The organism is Marinobacter psychrophilus (genome assembly GCF_001043175.1).
GTDB classification, from domain to species: Bacteria; Pseudomonadota; Gammaproteobacteria; order Pseudomonadales; family Oleiphilaceae; genus Marinobacter; species Marinobacter psychrophilus.
Window position 1 is genome coordinate 2307215 of the sequence record NZ_CP011494.1, and the last position, 19645, is coordinate 2326859.

Here is a 19645-nt window from a genome sequence, read left to right on the forward strand (position 1 = left end):
CCACTGTGTGCAGCGCTTAAAGATCAATATTACAGAGAGGCGCTCGATCCAGCTGGAGAGCGCCTCAAATCAATGAGTAATTGCTACCCTGTCACTCTAAACCAACAACATTCTCACTACCGAGCCCGACAGGCTCCAAAACGATGACCTTATCAATATAATCGATGAGCATTTGGGCTCCGGCTTTCGCAAGATGATCACTGTCAAAATAACGTATTTCACTTTTTTCCCAGAGTGGACAGTCGCCGTCGGGGCAAAGGGTACTATTCAGACGAATGAGTCGTAGTTTAGGACTTTCTATACCCTCAAGTACCTTCAAGCTTTGGAAAGGTGGTCTACCATCTACAAAAGTATCGATCGACTGCTGACCGATTAACGCCCTTCGTGCGAGGACATTTGCAACATCGAAACCCGGTTCTGGCAAGCTGTCCACGATGACAACATTGAGCCCTAGCCCCAGAAGCTGGCGAACCGTAGCCAGTAACGCATCACCAAATTTATTGCTTGATTGATTTTCCGTCAATGTCAGGGTCGTTAGTTGGTATAAAGGCCATCGGGCGGCGACAAGAACTGTGTTGATGGTCGGGTCAGACTCGATAATTTGTTTTGCTGACCTCTGCGATTCAAGACACGCTACCTTGTCAATATTTGCAGAAACTGGCACCCCATAAAAAATGGGGGGGCAGCCACCCTTGGTTACATGGCGAACAGCAGCCCCTCGCCGTTCGGCAATACTGTTGATTGCCCATATCAATGTTTGCGCGTGAGAGTCCCCCCACACTAGAGTTGTCGCTGGCTTCCCTTCAGGACCAAGAATACAATTATAATAGTGATCTTTATCGTATTTCGTCACACAGCTACCGAAGTCCGGCCATTTTTTAATAGCTATCAGACTCTGAGCGGCCTCTGGCAAACGTTTTTCGTATCCATCATGCAACATGATCATGCCGGCACTCACCGCGACGGGCACAGACATGACGACGGCACCGATATAACCTCGCCACTTGCCCGCCAACCAGCGATGCCCACGCAATCTGGATTCAATCCATCGCCAAGAGCCGTAAGAAAGCACGACTGTAACCGCCCAGCAAAGCAGTAATTGGAAAAGTGTCAGTTCATCACCGAAGTAAAAGCGGGCGTAGAGCAAGACCGGCCAGTGCCAAAGGTAAAGGGAATAGGACATCTTTCCGATCATCACAAGGGGGCGCCAAGAAAGACATGACGTCAGCAAGCCTGTTTCAGCCTGGGTTATGTTATAAACCAGAATGACAGTCGCAAGCACAGGAACGATCGCAGCAACGCCGGGAAACAGCGTTGACTTATCAAAGAAAACAAATGCCGCTACCAGAAGAAGCAGTCCTGCTGCCGTGAAGACATGTCGCTCTCTTCCCCGAAAGGCTCCATTCATGTACGCCAGACCCAAAAGCCCCCCAGCGATTAGCTCCCAAGCCCTCGCAGGAAACATAAAGAAGGTGAACTGCGCGTCTTGAGGGGTCATGACTAGATTCAAGGCTAAACTCGTTACGCCGAGAAGTAACAACGTAATGAGCACCCTGCCAGTAAACCGAAAGGCCAGCCAAAGAACGGTAGGAAATATCAAATAGAATTGCCACTCAACCGCCAATGACCAAGTGTGCAGTAAAATTTGCTGCTCAGCCGCAGCATCAAAATACCCTAGATTCTGATAGAAAAAGATGTTGGAGAGAAAAAATAAAGAAGCTAAAGCTGTCTCCGCGAGGCGTTCGAACTCAGCCGGCAAAAGAATGAAAGGCGCTGCCGCCAAACAGGCGCTTACCATCGCAAGATAGGCTGGGAAAAGGCGCCTAACACGCCCTGCGATAAAATCTACGTAAGAAAATCTTCCCGCTTCCAGGCTCCCGACCACCATCTGGGTAATCAGGAAGCCCGAAAGAACAAAGAAAACATCCACGCCAACAAAGCCGCCTGATAGCCAATCAGTCCGGGAATGAAAAATAACGACAGCCAAAACAGCCAAAGCACGCAAGCCATCAAGCTGAGGAAGGTAGGTTAGTTTTTTTGGCATTGTTCTCTCTGTGAAGTCCATGTTTCGAGTTATTCTAGATCGCGCAACCGCGATGAAACTGGTGTCGCCATTTTTTTATCGAGCACTATCTTTTCAGATTACGGCATACACTTACAACTCAATTCCGGCCGGTGGTTATTGATAATCACCTTTAACATAGAGCTTTGCGCGCTATTTTTTTCACATCAAAATTATATCAGACGGCTTACTCTCACATCACTCGGATTTGAGTTTTATGTAGACGAAATACACAGTATCCTATTGTTTGATATTCAGTCCGGCGCTAATAAAATGTAAGCGCTGCCTAAATGCGAAGGTTCACTTGAAAGGGTAGCTCGTCAAATGGTTCAAGTTAGCAAACTCTTACTACCAGATAACGGGTGATGGCGTTAATAATTGGTTCATCCGGACTAGCTAAATCATGACGACCAGCTTGAGAGTTCTCAAAAGTGGCAGCCTGCTGCTTGGCATGCAAGTCGTGCAGCGCGGCCTTGGCATTGTCAGCACTTTGGTACTGGCCCGCCTGCTGCTACCTGAGCACTTCGGTGTGGTAGCCCTTGTCATCATCGCTCTGCAGTTCTTTGAGCTTTTGGTGGAAATTGGAAATCAACAGTACATTATTCAAAAACCCGAAGTAACCGATGCAGACCTCAACACCGCCTGGAGCATGGACATCGTCATCAAGTCCACGATGTTCGTTGTGATTCTAGTTTTTGCGCCCTTCCTCGCTGATTTCTTCGAAACGCCTGAGCTCACAAAAGCATTAGCCGTCGCGGCAATCACACTCCCGGTCCGGGCACTAAAGAGCCCAGGCATGATGCTGCTGGCGCGCGAGATAAATTACAGCCCATTGTTCCAGCTGACGCTCTGGCAGAAGGGGCTCTCTTTTATAGTTGTCGTCCTCTGGGCAATCACCAGCCCCAGCTACTGGGCAATCATCGCGGGGACTTTGGTTTCCGGCATAGTATTCACCATTGGATCTTACCGCGTTCATAGCTTCCGCCCCCGCTGGACACTCGTCCACTTTCGTCAGCAGTGGCACTTCTCTCAATGGTTGCTTTTACGGGGCATCGTCGGGTTCACACGCTCGCAAATCGACAATCTGATGGTGTCTCGGCTGTTTGGAACGGCCCAACTAGGTGGTTACAATCTCGTGCGAGAGGTCAGCCTGTTACCTGCTCTGTCGGCTATTATTCCTATGAGCGAGCCTTTGCTCGCAGCCATTTCCGAAAGTAAAGCGGATCGCCAGGCTCTTGCTTACCGAATACGCTTGAGCTTGGCGCTGATGATAACCGTACTTACACCCGTAACCGCCTTTATCATGCTGTATCCGGAACTCATTATCCGTGTGCTGCTTGGCCCGGACTGGTCTGAATATGGCCCTCTACTAAAACCATTCGGGCTATTTTTCTTCACGTTCTGCCTGTTTGCCCTAGTGAGTGACGCCATTATCGCCCAGGGCAAGGTTAAATTATTGTTCTGTTTCGATGTTGTGTCGACTGTCGCGATCATCGTTATCCTCTGGCTAACCGCGACAGGTGGCCTAGAAATCATGGCATGGGTTCGTGGCTGGCTATCAGTTGCAACCACCGCTGCACTATTGCTCATTCTTGCGCAGCAAACGAAGTTCTCGTTATTCAAGCTTATTTTCCTGTGCATTCCAACGCTCACAGGAACGCTGTTAGCCGTTGTCGCTACACAGTCATTAGATCTCTCGAGCAGTCATTACTTAGTGCAATTTTTACTACTTGGCACACTGCACGTCATAACAGCCGCACTCAGCATTTGCATTATTAGTTTGTTCCTACTTAAGGGAACAGAAGAATGGGGGCAACTTCGCTATCTAGTAAAACAGGCTCGTGGAAAATGAGAATGCAGAAGCTATAACATGGCAAAATGTGGCTTTATGTTGCTCTTCTGGCAGACTATTCTATGCAATACACAGGACGTTAGGCAGTAGTCAGATTTATGGAAAAAATAACCATTCGGCTAGAAGAAAAAGACGGCACCGCTCGTATTAAAGAGCCCGTGGGACTAGGTATTCCGCTGCCAAAAGGCGGCGTGCAGGCCATTCACCAACTTGCGTTCATGCACGACCAGGAGCCTATCAATGTTCAAATTGAGCCCCTTGCACACTGGCCAGACGGCAGCCTTCGCTGGGTTCACACCAGTTTTCTGATCAGCCTAGATTCCGGCCAAATAAAAGATCTAGAACTGGCAAAGCCGCAAAACCCGAACGACAACACCAGCCATGCGCCTGCTATTGAGCAAGCTTCAGAAGGCTGCGTCATCCGCACCTCAACAGGTAGCGTGGTTCTAGTTTCTAACAGTCTTAGTTGGCAAGTCACCCAACAAAATAACCCAGGCACGCCATCGACCGTAACACTCCACGATGAAGCAGGCCTGCCCTGCACTGCTGAAGCCGATGTCAGTTGGGAAATCATGCATAAAGGCCCCGTTTTTGTCGCAGCAACGTTAAAGGGCCAATGGGTAAAGCAAAACAATGAGCCGCTGGCGCGATTTGAATGTGGACTCAGAATTTTTCTGGAGACTGGGCTCATTCATGTGGAGCTAACCACTCACAACCCAAAACGTGCCCGACATCCGGGCGGTTTGTGGGACTTAGGCGACACTGGCTCGGTGTACTTTCGAGAGCTGGCGATAGAAACAACACTACCAGCAAAGTGCCTGGCGCAAGTAACGCCGCAAGCGACCGATAAAGAACCAAAAATGGTTCAACTCGTCGATTTCAACCTCTACCAAGATTCCAGCGGCGGCGAAAACTGGCAAAGCCGCAACCATGTCGATGCGAACGGTGAAATAACCACACAATTCTGTGGCTACCGGCTCGCTAATCCGAACGACCTAGTACAAGAAGGCAAGCGCGCTAACCCACTAATCAGCATTGAGTATGATGGCGGAACACTCGATTTAGCCGTTCCGGGCTTTTGGCAAAACTTCCCAACCAGCCTGCGCAAAAAAGACAACAAACTTACAGTTGGTCTATTTCCAAAAGATTTCAAAAAGACCTACGAACTGCAAGGCGGTGAACGCAAAACCCTCCGCTGCATCATGGCGCACGGCTCAAACAGCAATATAGTTACCACAGCCTATACGCCTCTTGTGCCGGTCCTCACGCCAGAATGCTACGAGCGCACCAGCGCCTTCCCGTGGTTTAAGGCCAACACGCAGCCGGACGCACTCGACCAGCTCCTCACAGAAGGTGTGGACGGAAGCTCTAACTTCTTTGCCAAAAGAGAAGTGATCGACGAATTTGGTTGGCGCAACTTTGGCGATATCTTTGCCGACCATGAAACGCTTTACCAGGCCGAAGACGATGCACCGTTCATCTCCCATTACAACAACCAGTACGATGCGATATTCGGCTTCGCCCGACAGTTTGCCATGAGTGGCGACAAACGCTGGTTTGAGTTGATGGATGACCTTGCTCAGCACGTCACCGACATCGACATTTACCATACCGATCAAGATCGCGGCGAATATAACAACGGCCTGCTCTGGCATACAGACCACTACCTGGACGCACAAACAGCCACGCATCGAACGTTCACACGTCGTAACGATACCAGCTCCACCCCAGGGCAAACCGGCGGCGGCCCGGCAGCAGAGCACTGTTACACCACCGGTTTGATGTACCACTATCTGCTAACAGGCAGTAAAGCCTCAAAAACCGCTACACTGGAATTAGCCCAGTGGATGGTGACGAGCCATGAAGGGTCTGGTGGGTTACTGGAATCGGTACTCACGTTGAAAAATCGTGAACTCCCTCGCATCAGAGCCTTGGCTAGAGGCAACACGGTAACCACGCACAGCTACCCGTTCACCCGTGGTACTGGCAACTACCTGACAGCGCTTATTGATGCATCTATTCTTGAGCCTGAAAACGATTGGCTTACTCGAGCGGAAGACGTTATCAAAAACACCATTCACCCGAAAGACAACATTGCTAACAGAGATCTTTTAAATGTTGAAACCGGATGGTCTTATCTAATTTTGCTATCGTCGATAGCTCGCTATTTGCAGGAAAAACGAGCCCGTAACCAACTTGATGAATCCTATCAGTTTGCCACTGCATCCCTTCTTGCTTACACAAATTGGATGCAGCAAAACGAACGCCCATTTCTAGCCGATACAGCTCAGCTTGAGTTCGCCAATCACACCTGGGTTGCGCAGGACATTCGCAAAGCCATGCTGATATTTCAAGCCGCGGAATTAGTCAGCCAGCCAGAGGCAGACAGCCTTATGAGCACCGCTCAGGAGTGGCTCAAACAGGTATGTGACACATTAAAGGTCAGCGAAGAGCGTCACTTTGCGAGAATACTGATAATTCTGATGCAGAATTATGGCCCTCACCTAGCTGCGATCCCGGCAAACCACAACGCGGCGCTAAAAAGTCCCAAATTGATTGGGTCGAAGCCTTTAAAGCTTACTTGGCGTGAGCTCATTGGCAGAATCGCAGGCCGAATGGTTTGCAGCATCAAGCATTTGAATATTGCGAAAGAAAAAGCTTGGCTGGATACGCGGCGGGATAAAAAATGACTGCACGTCAAATCACCAAACGTTCTATTAAAAATGCTTTTTTGGTGTTGATATGGCCGGTTTACGCGTTGTATCGCGCTTTAAGTATGGTGGGAGACATTGACGGTACGTTTATGTCGTTCTCACAAGCGCTAAGCCTGATACCCGGTAAAGTCGGGACTTACCTCCGGGCGGCTTTTTATCGCCTGGCCTGCCCGGCCACGACTGACGAAATCTCAGTAGGCTTTTTGACTATTCTGTCCCACCGCAATACCAGTATCGCCAAGGGGGTGTATATCGGACCGCAGTGCAATATCGGTATGTGTTCTATCGGAGAAAACACGCTGATCGGCAGTGGCGTCCATATCCTGAGCGGAAGTCGTCAGCATGAATTCCAAGACGCTCAAAAGCCCATTCAGGACCAAGGCGGTGCCTTTGAAAAAATACGGATCGGTGCTGACTGCTGGGTTGGTAATAGTGCAGTGATTATGGCAACGGTGGCCGATGGCTGCATCGTCGCTGCGGGGAGTGTATTGAGTAAATCCGCGAATAAAGAGGGCGACATACTCGCAGGCAACCCCTCAAGGACCATCCGAAACCGTTTTGTAGATAGTAGCCAAACTCAACAAGGAACCGTAGGATGAAAAGTCACCTACCCGAGCGACTCTACTTATCTTCTCCCGTATGGCTCCAGAATCTAATGGTGAGCGTCTACGGATATATGGAACATAAAAGGCGATACGAAGGGGAATATGGCGCTTTCCTGAAGCACCTCAGAAACAACAAGCTTGTTAAACTTCAAGAAAACAAGCTCCTTCAAAAAAAACTTCTGGAGGCCACTCTCGCTAGCGCAACAAAAAATGTACCTGCCTATCAGCACTTGTGCTCTGCACAGCCGAAACTCTCTGACTTCCCGCTGTTAGACCGGCAGCAAGTCGCCAACAACACCGAGCAATTCGTATCGAGCGAATTCGATGTCAAAAACCTGTTAGCGCTCTATACCGGGGGAAGCTCCGCGAGCCCCCTGAAAGTGTACATCTCGAAGACGACACGGCAGAAAACCTACTCTTTCTGGCAGCTGTTCTATGACAATATGGATTTCAATATTGGAGACCGTAAAGCTTCTTTCGTAGGACGAAAGTTACAGGAACCTGACAATAACCTGCCCCCGTTTTGGCGATACAATATCACCGATAGACAGCTTCTGTTTTCGTCTTACCATATGGAAGAGGCTAATCTCCCGCACTATATAGAGAAGCTGAACACGTTCAAACCTAAGGTTATTGAAGGCTATCCATTTAGCATCTATCGCATCGCCGAGCACATTCTTAATAACTCGCTAACACTTTCATACACGCCCACCGGCATCAGTACAAGTTCCGAAAATTTATCTAAACACCACCGAGGCGTAATAGAACGTGCTTTTAACTGCCGAGTTTTTGACCAGTACGGATCCGCAGAATCGGTTGTCTTCGCATCAGAGTGCGAACACGGCACAATGCATATAGAGCCGGAGTATGGAATAATTGAAGTACTAACAGAGTCTGGAGAAATTACTCCAACTGGTACAGGCGAGCTTATCGCAACGACTTTACTAAACGATGCAATGCCTTTGATTCGATACAGAATAGGCGATCTCGGAGTGATAGCCGAAGAGTCATGCCTCTGCGGACGCGAGACCTTCGCTTTAAAAGAACTCCATGGCAAAGTCGGCGCTGTAGTCATCAACGAAGGGCGTCAAGCGCCAACTGCAGCAATCGCGATTGCATTCGAATATCTGGAAGGGATTAAAAACGCTCAAATTATTCAGAACGTACCTGGCGCTGTCATTGTTAAGCTTGTAAAAAAACCAGATTTCAATCCAAAATCTGAGGATTTTATGATTTGGGAGCTCAGAAAGATGTTAGGGGAATCGCTTAAAATCAAAGTTGAGTACGTCGACGGCATACCCCCAGAATCCAACGGTAAATATAAAATGGTCATTCAGAATCTCTACCAATAAGATAATAGACACTTTTCTAAGTGACGTCGATTCAATACCCCGAGATTCCAACGGTAAATTCAAAAATTTGCTTCGGAAAGCGCTACTTTGGTCATAATCTATACGAATAATTTTTTGTGACATTAATCCCGGTGGATACTAAACACCTTTTGGAAGCGGCCTCATGAGCTACCTGGAACACTTCGACGCTTTCGAGAATATGTGTTTTTTTAGCCACGTAAAAAAAGTTAAACAATTTATCGTATGGGGATTTACGCACATGATCAGTCAGGATATTGAAATTAAAGAAAAATATTTTTGAAACACCATTCGACTTACATATATCATGAGCCAAATTTATCACAAACACATTAGAACAAAAAATTCATAACTAAATAAGTGAAAAAAATGAGCCTTGATTTTATTAGCGTTATTGTACCCGCCCATAACGAAGAAAAGTATTTATCACAATGCTTAACCTCACTTATAAACCAAGACTATCCTTCCGATAAGTATGAAATAATATTAGTGAACAACAACTCTACGGACGGGACAAAAAAAATTGCGGAAAATTTTAAAATAATTACTATTGATAAAAAAACTGGTCCGGTTGGCGCTGTGAGAAATGCAGGCGCCGCTCGCGCGCAAGGGTCGGTGCTAGCTTTTATCGACGCTGACTGCATAGCTCATGGGAATTGGCTAACGACTGGTGCCGGGTTAATAAAAAATGGCAATACTGTTTGCGGGGGAGGTTACGACCTCAGGCCAAAGCCTTTTTGGTTAGAAAAAGCATGGCTACTTAAAACAGGTAACCGCCTAAAGACCTCCTTGGTGGATGCATTATTATGAACAAAAACGATTTTTTTTCAGTAGGTGGTTTCGATGAAAAGATAACGTCTGGCGAAGATACTAAACTCACAGTATCCCTAAAGAAAAAAGAATATCAAGTGATAATGACCACTGAACTAAATGTGATTCATTTAGGAAACCCCATAAAAATTAGCCACTTCTTCACCCGCCAAATATGGCACTCCGAAAACTACTTCCAAAACTTATCTGACTCAGTGAGAGATCCAACATTCTATTTGGTGATCACATTTTTTTTCAGTATCGCAACGATGGTTTCGTGTCTCATCCTAAATAACCCAGTAGGTTTTATTACTTCTTTGACTATCACGCTAATCATCCCGGTTGTACTATCAATAAAAAGATTACACAGATCTAAATATTTACTTAGCAATCTACGCAATCTTCCCTCAATTTACTTGCTAGACTTAACCTATATATCTGCCCGAGTTATAGGTCTTTATAAAAGCTTCGTGAATATAATGAAAAAAAAACTCCAATTGTGAAGTCTGTCATTCTCCTCTGCCAACCTAGTCACCCAGTTAGGGATTACGCATGAATTTCACTAGATGGTACAAATAAACACATTTTTATATTATCCTGAAAAGTACACAATCGTTTTTAGCAACTTGACCGGAGTTTTGCGAGAACATCAACACTGATCAGTTTCGACCAAAAAAATGCAAGCCAGTGTTATTACAACCTTTGATAGCCGGGTGTTTACTTCACTTCAAGATTTCCTGGAGGCATTGGCTCGTAGCCTAGTTTAACTCCGGTAGATAAATCAGTCGGTAAGTCAGATCTTACAACGATGTCATCAATGGAGTACCAGTCTTCAAACTGGTCTTTGTTCGGAAACGGTGCAAAGTAGTCATTGCCACCAATGGCAAAGTAATTCCAACCTGGATGCACCCCCGTACCGTTATCCTCTACCCAAGGAATATTGGTCCTGTGTACAATGCGCTCATCGTTTATAAACACACTTAGCGTTCCGTCCGCCGCGCCAATTGCGCTGTTTTTCTTGACATGAAAACCCATCTTCGTCCAATGCCCCGCAGCGCCGAACACTTGGTCATGACTTGTTGCGCCACCGAAATTAGCCAGAAAACCACCACTAACCTGATCCAGCACTTGAGGATCACCACCGCCAACGGCCATTCCTTTCGTGCTACTTGTATAATTTAGAGATTGCTCACTTGTGTAGGACCCGCTTGGAAAAGCATAATTCGCACCCCAAGGGCCACCCCGCACGGAGAAGAAGTTCCTCACACCATAGGCATCTTTTTTGTAGTCCCAAAGATACAGCGGACCGATGTCACCATTGATGCCGGATTCGATATCTCCAGATTGAGACCAACTACCGACCCGAAATATCTTTGATTGCCAGTTTGCTTCGTTCCCCACGGTTCGCTGCCACCAGTTCGGAGAAAACGCAATCCAGAACTCTACATACAGCTCGTCGTATTCCTGTCCCAAATATTTAATAAGCTGGCTATCGCTGTTAAACGCATAACCACCTCCAGTTACGTAGGACTCACGCCAGTTAACCATAGCCTTTCCAGTGCCGTTGCGCGTCTTTTCGATATTGCTGGCCAAGATTTCCATCGAGGCATGCTTAAATGGCAATCCTTTTTCTGGAGACCACCAAGTGCTCTGGTACAACCCATACCAGCCATCAGGAATGACGGCTCCGAGATTAGCAAACTGAGGCTGACTTGTTGTATGCATCGTGCTGGTAAAGTCGGGTTGAGAATCAAACGTTTCCTCGAAAAGGATTTCCCCAGTCGATTTTGAAGCGATCCCAAGACAGATAAGAGCTGCGCTTACTAATACAAAATGCCGATGATAATTCATAACATTCCTCATACTAATAACTTAAAACGGCCATTAATACCGATTTTTCGTTTGGTAATTCATGAATCTGCAAGCTAGTCGCCGAGAACTCAGAAGAGTTTCACCTGATGCAGCTCCACTAAAAGCACTTGGCCCGCTTCTTCGAACAGCCGCCCCTATCGAGAACGTCACAGTCTCGCTCCTCAACTCTTCCTGCAACCTCGCAACTCACTTAATTCGAAGAACCGCTATCAATTTAAGCTTCGCCTCAATATTCACCAAACACCTTCGACTAACCATTCACTAACCAAAAAAAACTTCACCCTTGGTGTACTAGCCATAGTAAATCCCCGTAGCAGCGCGACAAGAATACCTAACCGGTTGGATACAGTTTGCACCAACTTTGCAAGCCATGCCATGTATCAGTTCAAAAAAATTAGTACCCACCGATTGGTCATTTCTTTGTAAAATCCAGCGATGCGTTTTGTTTGCATGTTCCACTGAACGTTACGAAACAGCTCTAAATGGTTGCGAAGATTAAGGGATAATGATTATTCCCAGAGAACCGTTGAGCAGTCTGCTTTCGCTGTAAAAAATCATAACAACGAGATCCGTGAGTTTTCGGCGTAGGCCAGCTACCAGCGCCAACTATTTCGAGTGAGTCATCGGCGGTCCCCGTTTTCATTTCGTAAGCTAGCCCGCCATTATATTCCTAAAAAATCACCTGAAAAGTAGACTGGCAACCAGATTTTTTAAAGTTTCTTGATTCCAAGGCGCAGCAACAAAGCTCGCCAAAGCAGACCTAATGGCCTTGAGCTTATGTCCATTATTTCGATACCAGTAAGTATTTAATACCAGGTGATGGCGGATCTCACTCTTTAAAATAGCCCTGTGCCCTTGGAAAGCTGGGTCATTTAGAAGTTTTCGAAAAACATCCACTGCACCTTTCGTTTCAGGATCTCCCGAATGAGTCAAGCTGCCTATTCTTTGTCTATACCGTGAACCTACAACTGGGATGTAAACGATGCAATCCGAGTATGCTGATAATTTAAGCCAAAGAAAAACATCCTCATAAGTATAAAGAGACTCATCAAACCCGTCTAGAGACCGCAAAAGTTCAGTCTTAATCATAATAACTGATGTATGAGTAAGCGCCGATTCAATAAAGGCCCCAATTGGTTTGAACATTTCAAATGATTCGCCGCTTTTGTTGCTCGCCGAAAAATATTTCGCCCAAACTGGATTAACGGAACTTATCGAGACCTCCGCATCGTCATTATCCGGAAACCAAATGTTGTAATCAGAGGTAATGACATCGCAGTTTGGGTATCTATTGACTACAAAAACTCTCTGTTCAAGAGTGCCTGGAAACCAAATATCATCACTATCAAGGAATGCAACCCAGGCCCCTCTAGCCTCTGATATCCCTGTATTTCTCGCTCCACTAACACCCTTTGTTCTCATGTTATTCAAGGAAAATACTCGAGGATCTTTACTCACAAACCAATCTATAATGCTCGCGGTGCCGTCAGTAGAGCCATCGTCTATCACTAATAGTTCAAAATTAGAGAAACTTTGAGCAAGAACGGATTCAATACTGTCAGCAATAAAACTCTCTGCATTAAATGCCGGCATTATTACGCTAATAAGTTGAACATTTCCCATCTATGCAGCTCACTTTTCCCTATACTTCTGCGTAGTTTTGGCCTGTTTATTTCAGAAGGCAACAAGACTTGTAAAAAAATTGATCATTTTGAAAAATCTCACAAATTACAAACCCAAAACTCCACGTACGAATGCAACTAAAAATCGTATTCGGTCTCGGGTGCCAAGATTTTTTAAGGGAATATTCCTTGCCAACTGCACCGCTTTTTTATTTTGCGATGTCCAATAGTAGGATCGAAATAACCGAACTGAAAAATGATTTAGTTGCTCCGCAATCACTTTCATCAATGAGTCAGGCACCAGTTTGCGATCACGAATATCTTGTAGTATGCGGACCTCACCCTCTAAATTTCTGACATATTCGGAAGAAAAGTTGCCTTCATGCTTGTTAATCAAAACCGTTTTTTCGGTACAAACAACCGCGTCCGCAAACGCAGCCAACCTTGCTGTAAGATGGAAGTCTTCCGATGCCCAACGGGAGACACAGTCATTTATGCCCCCTGCGGCCTGGTAAACATCTCGACGGAATATTAGGCAGGATTGAAAGCAAGCTTGAAACTCTAATAGGGTTTCCAAGAAAGGGTTCTGAACTTGGTAGAAAAGCTTGGTGCCTTCCCACGGCTCACCAGTGAGGCGTTTAAACCAACCCTCCGGAGCGAACTCAAACTTGGTCTGCTCCGGCTTGTCCGAGGTTGAAAAGTTCGAAAAATAAAGATTACTTTCTGGAAATTGAGTTCGAGAGTTTAGAAAGTTTTCGAGGTGGTTTGGACACCAGAAATCATCGCTGTCGCATAACGCTATCCAGTCACCATTACTGTGCTCGATAGCTGTCTTGCGAGCAATAGCAGGGCCACTGTTCTCAATTCGAATAACTTTGATCCTGCTTCTATAGTCTTGGATCGCCTGCTCTAAATCATCTGTGGATCCGTCATCACAAAGAACAACTTCATCAACAGGGACGCTCTGCGAAAAAATATGTTCTAGTGTCTTGCCAATCCAGTCAGCTCGATTAAAGACAGGAATTGCTACCGAAATTGATTCCTTCAAAGTTTATCTTCCTCTCTCTTACTAAACCAACTGTAGTATTGCCCGTTATCATTACACGCCTTACTGAAATAACTCTATCGCCTTTTCTGCCAGCTTATCCCAACTAAAATTTTGTTCCATATGAACACGGCCGTTGCTTCCCATATTATCAATACGTGGCATATCACTAAGCAAAGCCTTAACTGCTTTTACTAAAGGTTCAGGTTCAGTGCAGTCAACAATAACTCCTGTTTTTTCAGCTACAAGCGTTTCACCTGTGCCACCGGCATCCCCGGCGAGCACCGGGCGCCCACAGGCCTGAGCCTCCAGAAGAACCATTCCGAAGCCTTCATCATCATTACCGATACGACGGTTGGGTAGTGCGAACAGATCACAATGCCGGTAGTGTTCTACCATTTCCGCATCATCAATCTCCCCCACAAACTCAACCATGTGAGAAACACCCAGCTCGGTAGCTAATCTGGCCAGCGGCTCTCGCTCTGCACCATCACCAACAATGCAGTAATACAAATCGGGAAACTGGGCTTCTAACGCTGGCAAGGCGCGGATCATCATATCTTGGCCCTTGCGTTGCTGCAGTCGCCCCACCGTAAGAACAACCCGCTTGCCAACCCATTTCTGGAGAGGCTGGCTGCTGGGAGACGGAGTAAACTTATCCACATCCACTCCCGGCGTCATGACCACGACTTTGTGTTCAGGTAAGTGCCACTTCTCCGTGAGAATACGACGACTGTTCTGGCTATTCGCTACAATCCGCTCGACGCGCTGCATTACCAGCCGCGTTAGAAGCTTCAGTTCACGGCTGGTCAAAGCCACTTCTACATCTTCACCATGAACATAGCAGGTATATGGTACTCCATGGGTCAGCTTGATGAGCATTGCCGCCAGCCCCTCTGGCAGAATACGCCCACAGTGTATCTGCGTAATACCTTCGCTTTTTACAAGTTTCCGAAGCCTGTTCCATACCTTCAGGTAATAACGCAATCCAGAAAATGAACGCAATCCCCATTCGGAACTGCTCAGAGCGAAGCGTTGTATGGGGTGAGGGAAAGTAGAGTCGATTACCGTGGCATTTGGGTGTTCGCCCACCAGGCAAGCTACATTGCCGACCGAAAAGCGACTGTAAATTTCCCAGAACCAGCGCCCACTTCCACCGTGGGTAGGAGGAAATATCTCGCTGACCAACAGAATCTTACGCATTTTTTAATTACTCCCTGAAAATTTTTCCCACACCCCTTACTCGATTACAAGCGCGACTCCATGATCCCGCTTGTGAAAAGGCTAACTAGATTCACGATAACAATCCAACAGGCAAGGGTCATAAATACCCCACAAGCCAGCTTTTAGCGTCTCACACTAAAATGAACAGAGGGTTATATTTCTGCCAACAGCAACCTCATACAAACCCCTCTAGTCAAATTTTCAATAATAGACGAATTTCCCCATACAGGGGGTGGCGTAAAACTTTCAGGGATACCAGCCAGACAATCGGCAAGCACAAGGCAATCACCCCCACTGGACGCCAAGCCTGCTCATCGTTGAATGACACAAAGTGCGATATCGCGACAGTGGAAGCAGCACATATGACAGAGAGCATTAGATTTGGCAGTAGCGCCAGGAAAAACGGCCCTGTTTTAAGGTGGACAGCACGAGTGAGAAGACTGCTTACCAAGATAATTTCAAAAATACCTAAGACTATAAATGACTTGGCTACCGCCTGAAGCCCCATCGGGAATGAAAAAATGACAAGACCGAACACGCTGCCCATAAGGATCGCCTCCTTGATAAGCATCAGACTCTCGTTGCCCGAGGCAATAAACAGATTGTTGGCGAAGTTATGGGTTGAACGCAAGATCAACCAGATAGCTAGAGTGGATGCTATAGGTGCCGCCGCATCCCACTGATCACCGAAAAAAATCCGAATAACCGGTAAACTTGCCACCGACGCAACGCTTAATACTGGCCATACCAGTGCCCCAAGCAATACAGTCGCTCGAGTGTATGCCTCACTCAAATTCTCACCAGAGCGTTTTGCTTCAGATAAGTAAGGCAGTACGACGGGCGACACGCCCACCTGCAGTGTCCCGGAGAGAAACTCAACAAATCCAAGACCACGAGAAAACATCCCCACCTGGGCCGTTGTACCCATTTTGCCAATTACCAGATCGGGCGCGATATTTATTGCTCTACTGCAGAGATTGCTCAAAGAGGCAAAAATGCCGAACCGGGCTATAGCAGCGATACCCGAGAAGGTTGGCACCCAATACTTCGGGAACTCGCGAATTAGACAGACAACAGCAAGCTGAGTCGCCATCTTTGCGCAATAGCCCCACGCCAGCGAATAGTAGCTGAACCCCAGATTTATAAGAAGAACTGTCGTGGCCAGTGACGTAATCGAACTTACAATATCCGCGACCAGCACAACCCTGAATTCAAAACGCCTTGCAACCACTGCCATGGGGATACTAATGAAAGGGGCAAGAAAAAGTCCTGTGGAGAGTATCGCAAAAATCACTGCAAGCTGAGGGATATCGTAAAACGCCGCAGTTGGCATCGCCAAAGCCAGAGCAAGCAATCCCAACCCCCAGGAAATGAGTATGGTAAGGCCCAGCGCGCGCCGAATTTTGAGATCCGTGATTTCCGGTTCCCTTATAAGATAGTCGGCAGCGCCAAGGAGCTTGAACTCAGAGAGAAGCATGATGATAGCGCTGGCGATGGCGAACGTCCCCACTTCGTCTGGCGTTAAAAGGCGGGCCACAATCATCGTGGTGACTAGCCCTACTAGGCGCACGCCATACTGAGCCATTGAGGAAAATACAACAGCTCTGCGAATTTTAGACATATTAGTGAATCACTGGAGTTGATTGAAACCGCTCAATCGTCATTGCGAGTTTCCGTTGTTGAACCCGAGTTTGGCCTGAACCAGGCCAAGTAACAAAGGAACAGCAAGATAAGTAATAGAGGAAATACCCATTTCGCTATATAACTCACTTTTTCGAAAATATATCGCAAGGTCATAAAGTGATAGGTGTTATCGAACAGCGCGAACGCGGTTTGATAAATGCTAATCAGATCGTCTACTTCGGCGTCGCTGTATCCGGCCGCAAAGTATCGCGCACGCACCTGTTCGGGTCGCTCTAACAAACCCTCAAGGGGGATCACCAGGGCAATACCGAAATCCGGGTCAAGGAGCTGCGATTTTCCGTCCTCCTGCTCATATTCAACGATGACGTGCCCACCAAACGATACAATGCGGTTGGGAATCTGATGCTGATCGAGAATACTGGAAAGAATCGTGGAAGCGTCTCCACAGATCCCGATACCCCTCTTGATGTTTCGCTCATAATCTGCGTAATGATAGCGCTCGAACTGAGGTAATCCTGAAAACATGCCGATACCCCACAAGAAGTAATTTTCCCAGATGGGCACCAACTGCCGATACTCAACAGGGTCGATTTCCTCCCAGTCGGGGTGAACCAAACTCTGATGAACGACTCGATTGGCGGCTTCGGCTAACGCACTTCGCGGCGACACGGCATTGAGCCCGTTTATCGCAGTAAGACTATCCTCATAACTCCAAACCTGCTCCGGAATAAACCGAAGTTGATCGTGATCGGTAACCCCCAGGCCCGGCTTCCGGATGGGCTGGGTCAACCCATAGATGTTAATCCCCATAAGCATAAGAGCAACCACGAGGCTTATGACGGCCAGTCCGTGAAGCCAGTAGCTGAGCCGCCCTCTAGCTTTCCTATCATGGCGTTCATCCATGTCATGGCTCCCGCTTTTAGTCTTTTTTATCATTGGTACGCTTTCCACCAAAGCTCAAATGCCAGCATACTCCAGAGTTCCTGAGTATTCTGGTCCTGGCCGCGCTGATGGTTCTGCCAAAGCTTGCGAACCTTGTGCATGTCAAAACACTGGGCAAGGCCGCCGTTATCGGACTGGAAGGTGGCGTCTGCGACTTCAAAAAGCTCGCTTCTCAACCACTGGGCCAGTGGCACCGAAAATCCCATTTTCTTACGATAGAGCACGTCCTCCGGGAGCAGCTTTTCAAATGCGCGTTTCAGAATGTATTTTTTTTCCTTGCCACTGAGCTTCAGGGCAGATGGAATACTGGCAGCGTATTCAACCACCCGGTAATCCAGCAGGGGAGCTCGTGTTTCAAGGGAATTAGCCATGCTCATCCTGTCCACCTTGACTAGAATATCCCCTGGCAAGTAGGTCTTAATATCCGTGTAGAGAATTTTGGACAAATGATCATCCGCGTTAGCGTTAGCGTTAGCGTAATGGTAACGGGTAATGTCGGCGGGGTCATATCCTGCGGTCTCGCGCTTCAGATCACCGCGAACCAGATCATCCCAAACGCTCTGGCGGAAAAAGCTATTGGTTATGAAGAAGGAACGGTCTGGATCCATGGCCAAGGTTCCGAGAAGTGACTGAGCCTTGCGGGTAGCCGATGTGCCAAATCCACCGGCCATTTTTTCCAGCATAGGAAACAGGCCACGGCGCAGGGGCCCGGGGAAAAGATTGCGAAGCCGGTTTTCAATCTGGTCCGTACGATATTTGCTGTAGCCCGCAAAGTTTTCATCTCCCCCGTCACCAGCAAGGGCAACGGTCACTTTCTGGCGCGCCAGCTGGGACACAAAATACGTTGGAACAAACGATGGGTCGGCAAAAGGCTCATCAAAGTAACGAGCGATGTCGACAAGGCTGCCCGCAACATTGCCTTTCACCGTGAACTCGTGATGATCTGTTTTGAACTGGTCAGCTACTTTTTTGGCCCATTGCACTTCATCAAAACGCTTTGAATCGAACCCGATGGCGCAGGTGGTTACCGGCTTACTGGAGTGGCCAGCCATCAAACCGACAACGGCGCTAGAGTCAATCCCGCCGCTGAGAAACGCTCCAAGAGGTACGTCACTGATCATACGAAGGCGAACAGCGTCATCAATCAGATCGTAAAGGCCGGCTTCCAGTTCGGACTGACTTGCACTACTAGGATTTGCGAAAGACAGATCCCAGTACTGTTGTAGCTGACATTCTTCGCCGTTCGTGATCAGCCAGTGGCCGGGGGGTAGCTTGTGAATATTCTTGTAGATGCTTTTCGGGTCTGGCACATACTGGTAGGCAAAAAAATCTTTCACTGCGTCCGGGCGAAGCTCGGTTTTGATAAACGGGGCGGGAAGTAACGCCTTGATTTCGGAAGCGAACGCAAATTGCCCGCTTTCCTGATAATAATACAAAGGCTTCTTACCCAGGCGGTCCCGGGCCAAAAACAGCTGTTTTGCTTCAGTATCCCAGATGGCAATAGCGAACATGCCATTGAGCTCATCAAGACATTTGACACCTTTATGCTCGAACAGGGCCAGCAGAACCTCAGTATCGGTTTGAGTGCGAAAAATGAAGCCGTCCGTATTTAGCGTTTTCCGGAGCTCTAGATAGTTGTAGATCTCGCCGTTAAAGGCGATGACATAGCGGCCAGTTCGAGACACCATGGGCTGAGTACCGGCGTCACTTAAGTCCAAAATACTCAGGCGGCGGTGCACTATACCGATGTGGTCATCTAGCCATACCGCACCAGCGTCTGGGCCGCGATGAATAATGGCCTGCCCCATGGCTTCCAGCCAGCCTTGATGAGCCTCACGATGAGGCGTAGCTGGGGTACGGAAAAAACCTGCCAGTCCGCACAT

13 protein-coding genes are annotated in these 19645 nt (G+C 47.5%); 5 read left to right on the forward strand and 8 right to left on the reverse strand.

Features of this window, described 5'->3' with window-relative positions:
* Positions 1-91 precede the first annotated feature (91 nt).
* Positions 92-2044, reverse strand: a complete 1953-nt coding sequence (locus ABA45_RS10325) for an acyltransferase family protein (RefSeq protein WP_048385890.1) — start codon at positions 2042-2044, stop codon at positions 92-94.
* Positions 2045-2465: 421 nt separating this feature from the next.
* Here ABA45_RS10325 and ABA45_RS10330 point away from each other — a divergent pair, with 421 nt between their 5' ends.
* The 5 genes from ABA45_RS10330 to ABA45_RS10350 all read left to right on the forward strand — a co-directional run bounded on the left by ABA45_RS10330 (position 2466) and on the right by ABA45_RS10350 (position 9413).
* The gene (locus tag ABA45_RS10330) at positions 2466-3914 is read left to right on the forward strand and encodes a lipopolysaccharide biosynthesis protein (protein ID WP_048385892.1); all 1449 of its coding nucleotides are present in this window, start codon (positions 2466-2468) and stop codon (positions 3912-3914) included.
* 98 nt (positions 3915-4012) lie between these two features.
* Complete coding sequence (locus tag ABA45_RS18300; RefSeq protein ID WP_053076167.1) at positions 4013-6604, forward strand: RIFT barrel domain-containing protein; 2592 nt, start codon at positions 4013-4015, stop codon at positions 6602-6604.
* A complete protein-coding gene (locus ABA45_RS10340; protein WP_048385893.1) occupies positions 6601-7227 on the forward strand; it encodes an acyltransferase in 627 nt (208 codons plus the stop codon). Before ABA45_RS18300 ends, ABA45_RS10340 begins: the two co-directional genes overlap by 4 nt.
* On the forward strand, positions 7224-8585 hold the full coding sequence (locus ABA45_RS10345) for a phenylacetate--CoA ligase family protein (RefSeq protein ID WP_048385895.1): 1362 nt from the start codon (positions 7224-7226) through the stop codon (positions 8583-8585). The genes ABA45_RS10340 and ABA45_RS10345 overlap by 4 nt, the downstream gene beginning before the upstream one ends.
* Before the next feature lie 387 nt (positions 8586-8972).
* On the forward strand, positions 8973-9413 hold the full coding sequence (locus ABA45_RS10350) for a glycosyltransferase (protein ID WP_053076168.1): 441 nt from the start codon (positions 8973-8975) through the stop codon (positions 9411-9413).
* Between the two features lie 717 nt (positions 9414-10130).
* Here ABA45_RS10350 and ABA45_RS10360 read toward each other — a convergent pair.
* From ABA45_RS10360 to asnB, 7 genes are all read right to left on the reverse strand, one after another.
* Positions 10131-11264 carry a hypothetical protein gene (locus tag ABA45_RS10360; protein ID WP_048385900.1) on the reverse strand — a complete coding sequence of 378 codons (1134 nt, stop codon included), beginning with the start codon at positions 11262-11264 and terminating at the stop codon, positions 10131-10133.
* Positions 11265-11963: 699 nt separating this feature from the next.
* Positions 11964-12908: a glycosyltransferase family 2 protein gene (locus tag ABA45_RS10365; protein ID WP_048385902.1), complete on the reverse strand. Its 945-nt coding sequence runs from the start codon at positions 12906-12908 to the stop codon at positions 11964-11966.
* A 105-nt stretch (positions 12909-13013) separates the two neighbouring features.
* Positions 13014-13955: a glycosyltransferase family 2 protein gene (locus ABA45_RS18305; RefSeq protein ID WP_053076169.1), complete on the reverse strand. Its 942-nt coding sequence runs from the start codon at positions 13953-13955 to the stop codon at positions 13014-13016.
* A 60-nt stretch (positions 13956-14015) separates the two neighbouring features.
* Positions 14016-15155, reverse strand: coding sequence for a glycosyltransferase family 4 protein (locus ABA45_RS10375; RefSeq protein ID WP_048385904.1), 1140 nt, complete (start codon positions 15153-15155; stop codon positions 14016-14018).
* Between the two features lie 214 nt (positions 15156-15369).
* Positions 15370-16797, reverse strand: a complete 1428-nt coding sequence (locus tag ABA45_RS10380) for an oligosaccharide flippase family protein (protein ID WP_048385906.1) — start codon at positions 16795-16797, stop codon at positions 15370-15372.
* A 32-nt stretch (positions 16798-16829) separates the two neighbouring features.
* Positions 16830-17723, reverse strand: a complete 894-nt coding sequence (locus ABA45_RS10385) for a hypothetical protein (protein ID WP_157035543.1) — start codon at positions 17721-17723, stop codon at positions 16830-16832.
* Between the two features lie 29 nt (positions 17724-17752).
* Complete coding sequence (gene asnB, locus ABA45_RS10390) at positions 17753-19645, reverse strand: asparagine synthase (glutamine-hydrolyzing) (RefSeq protein ID WP_048385911.1); 1893 nt, start codon at positions 19643-19645, stop codon at positions 17753-17755.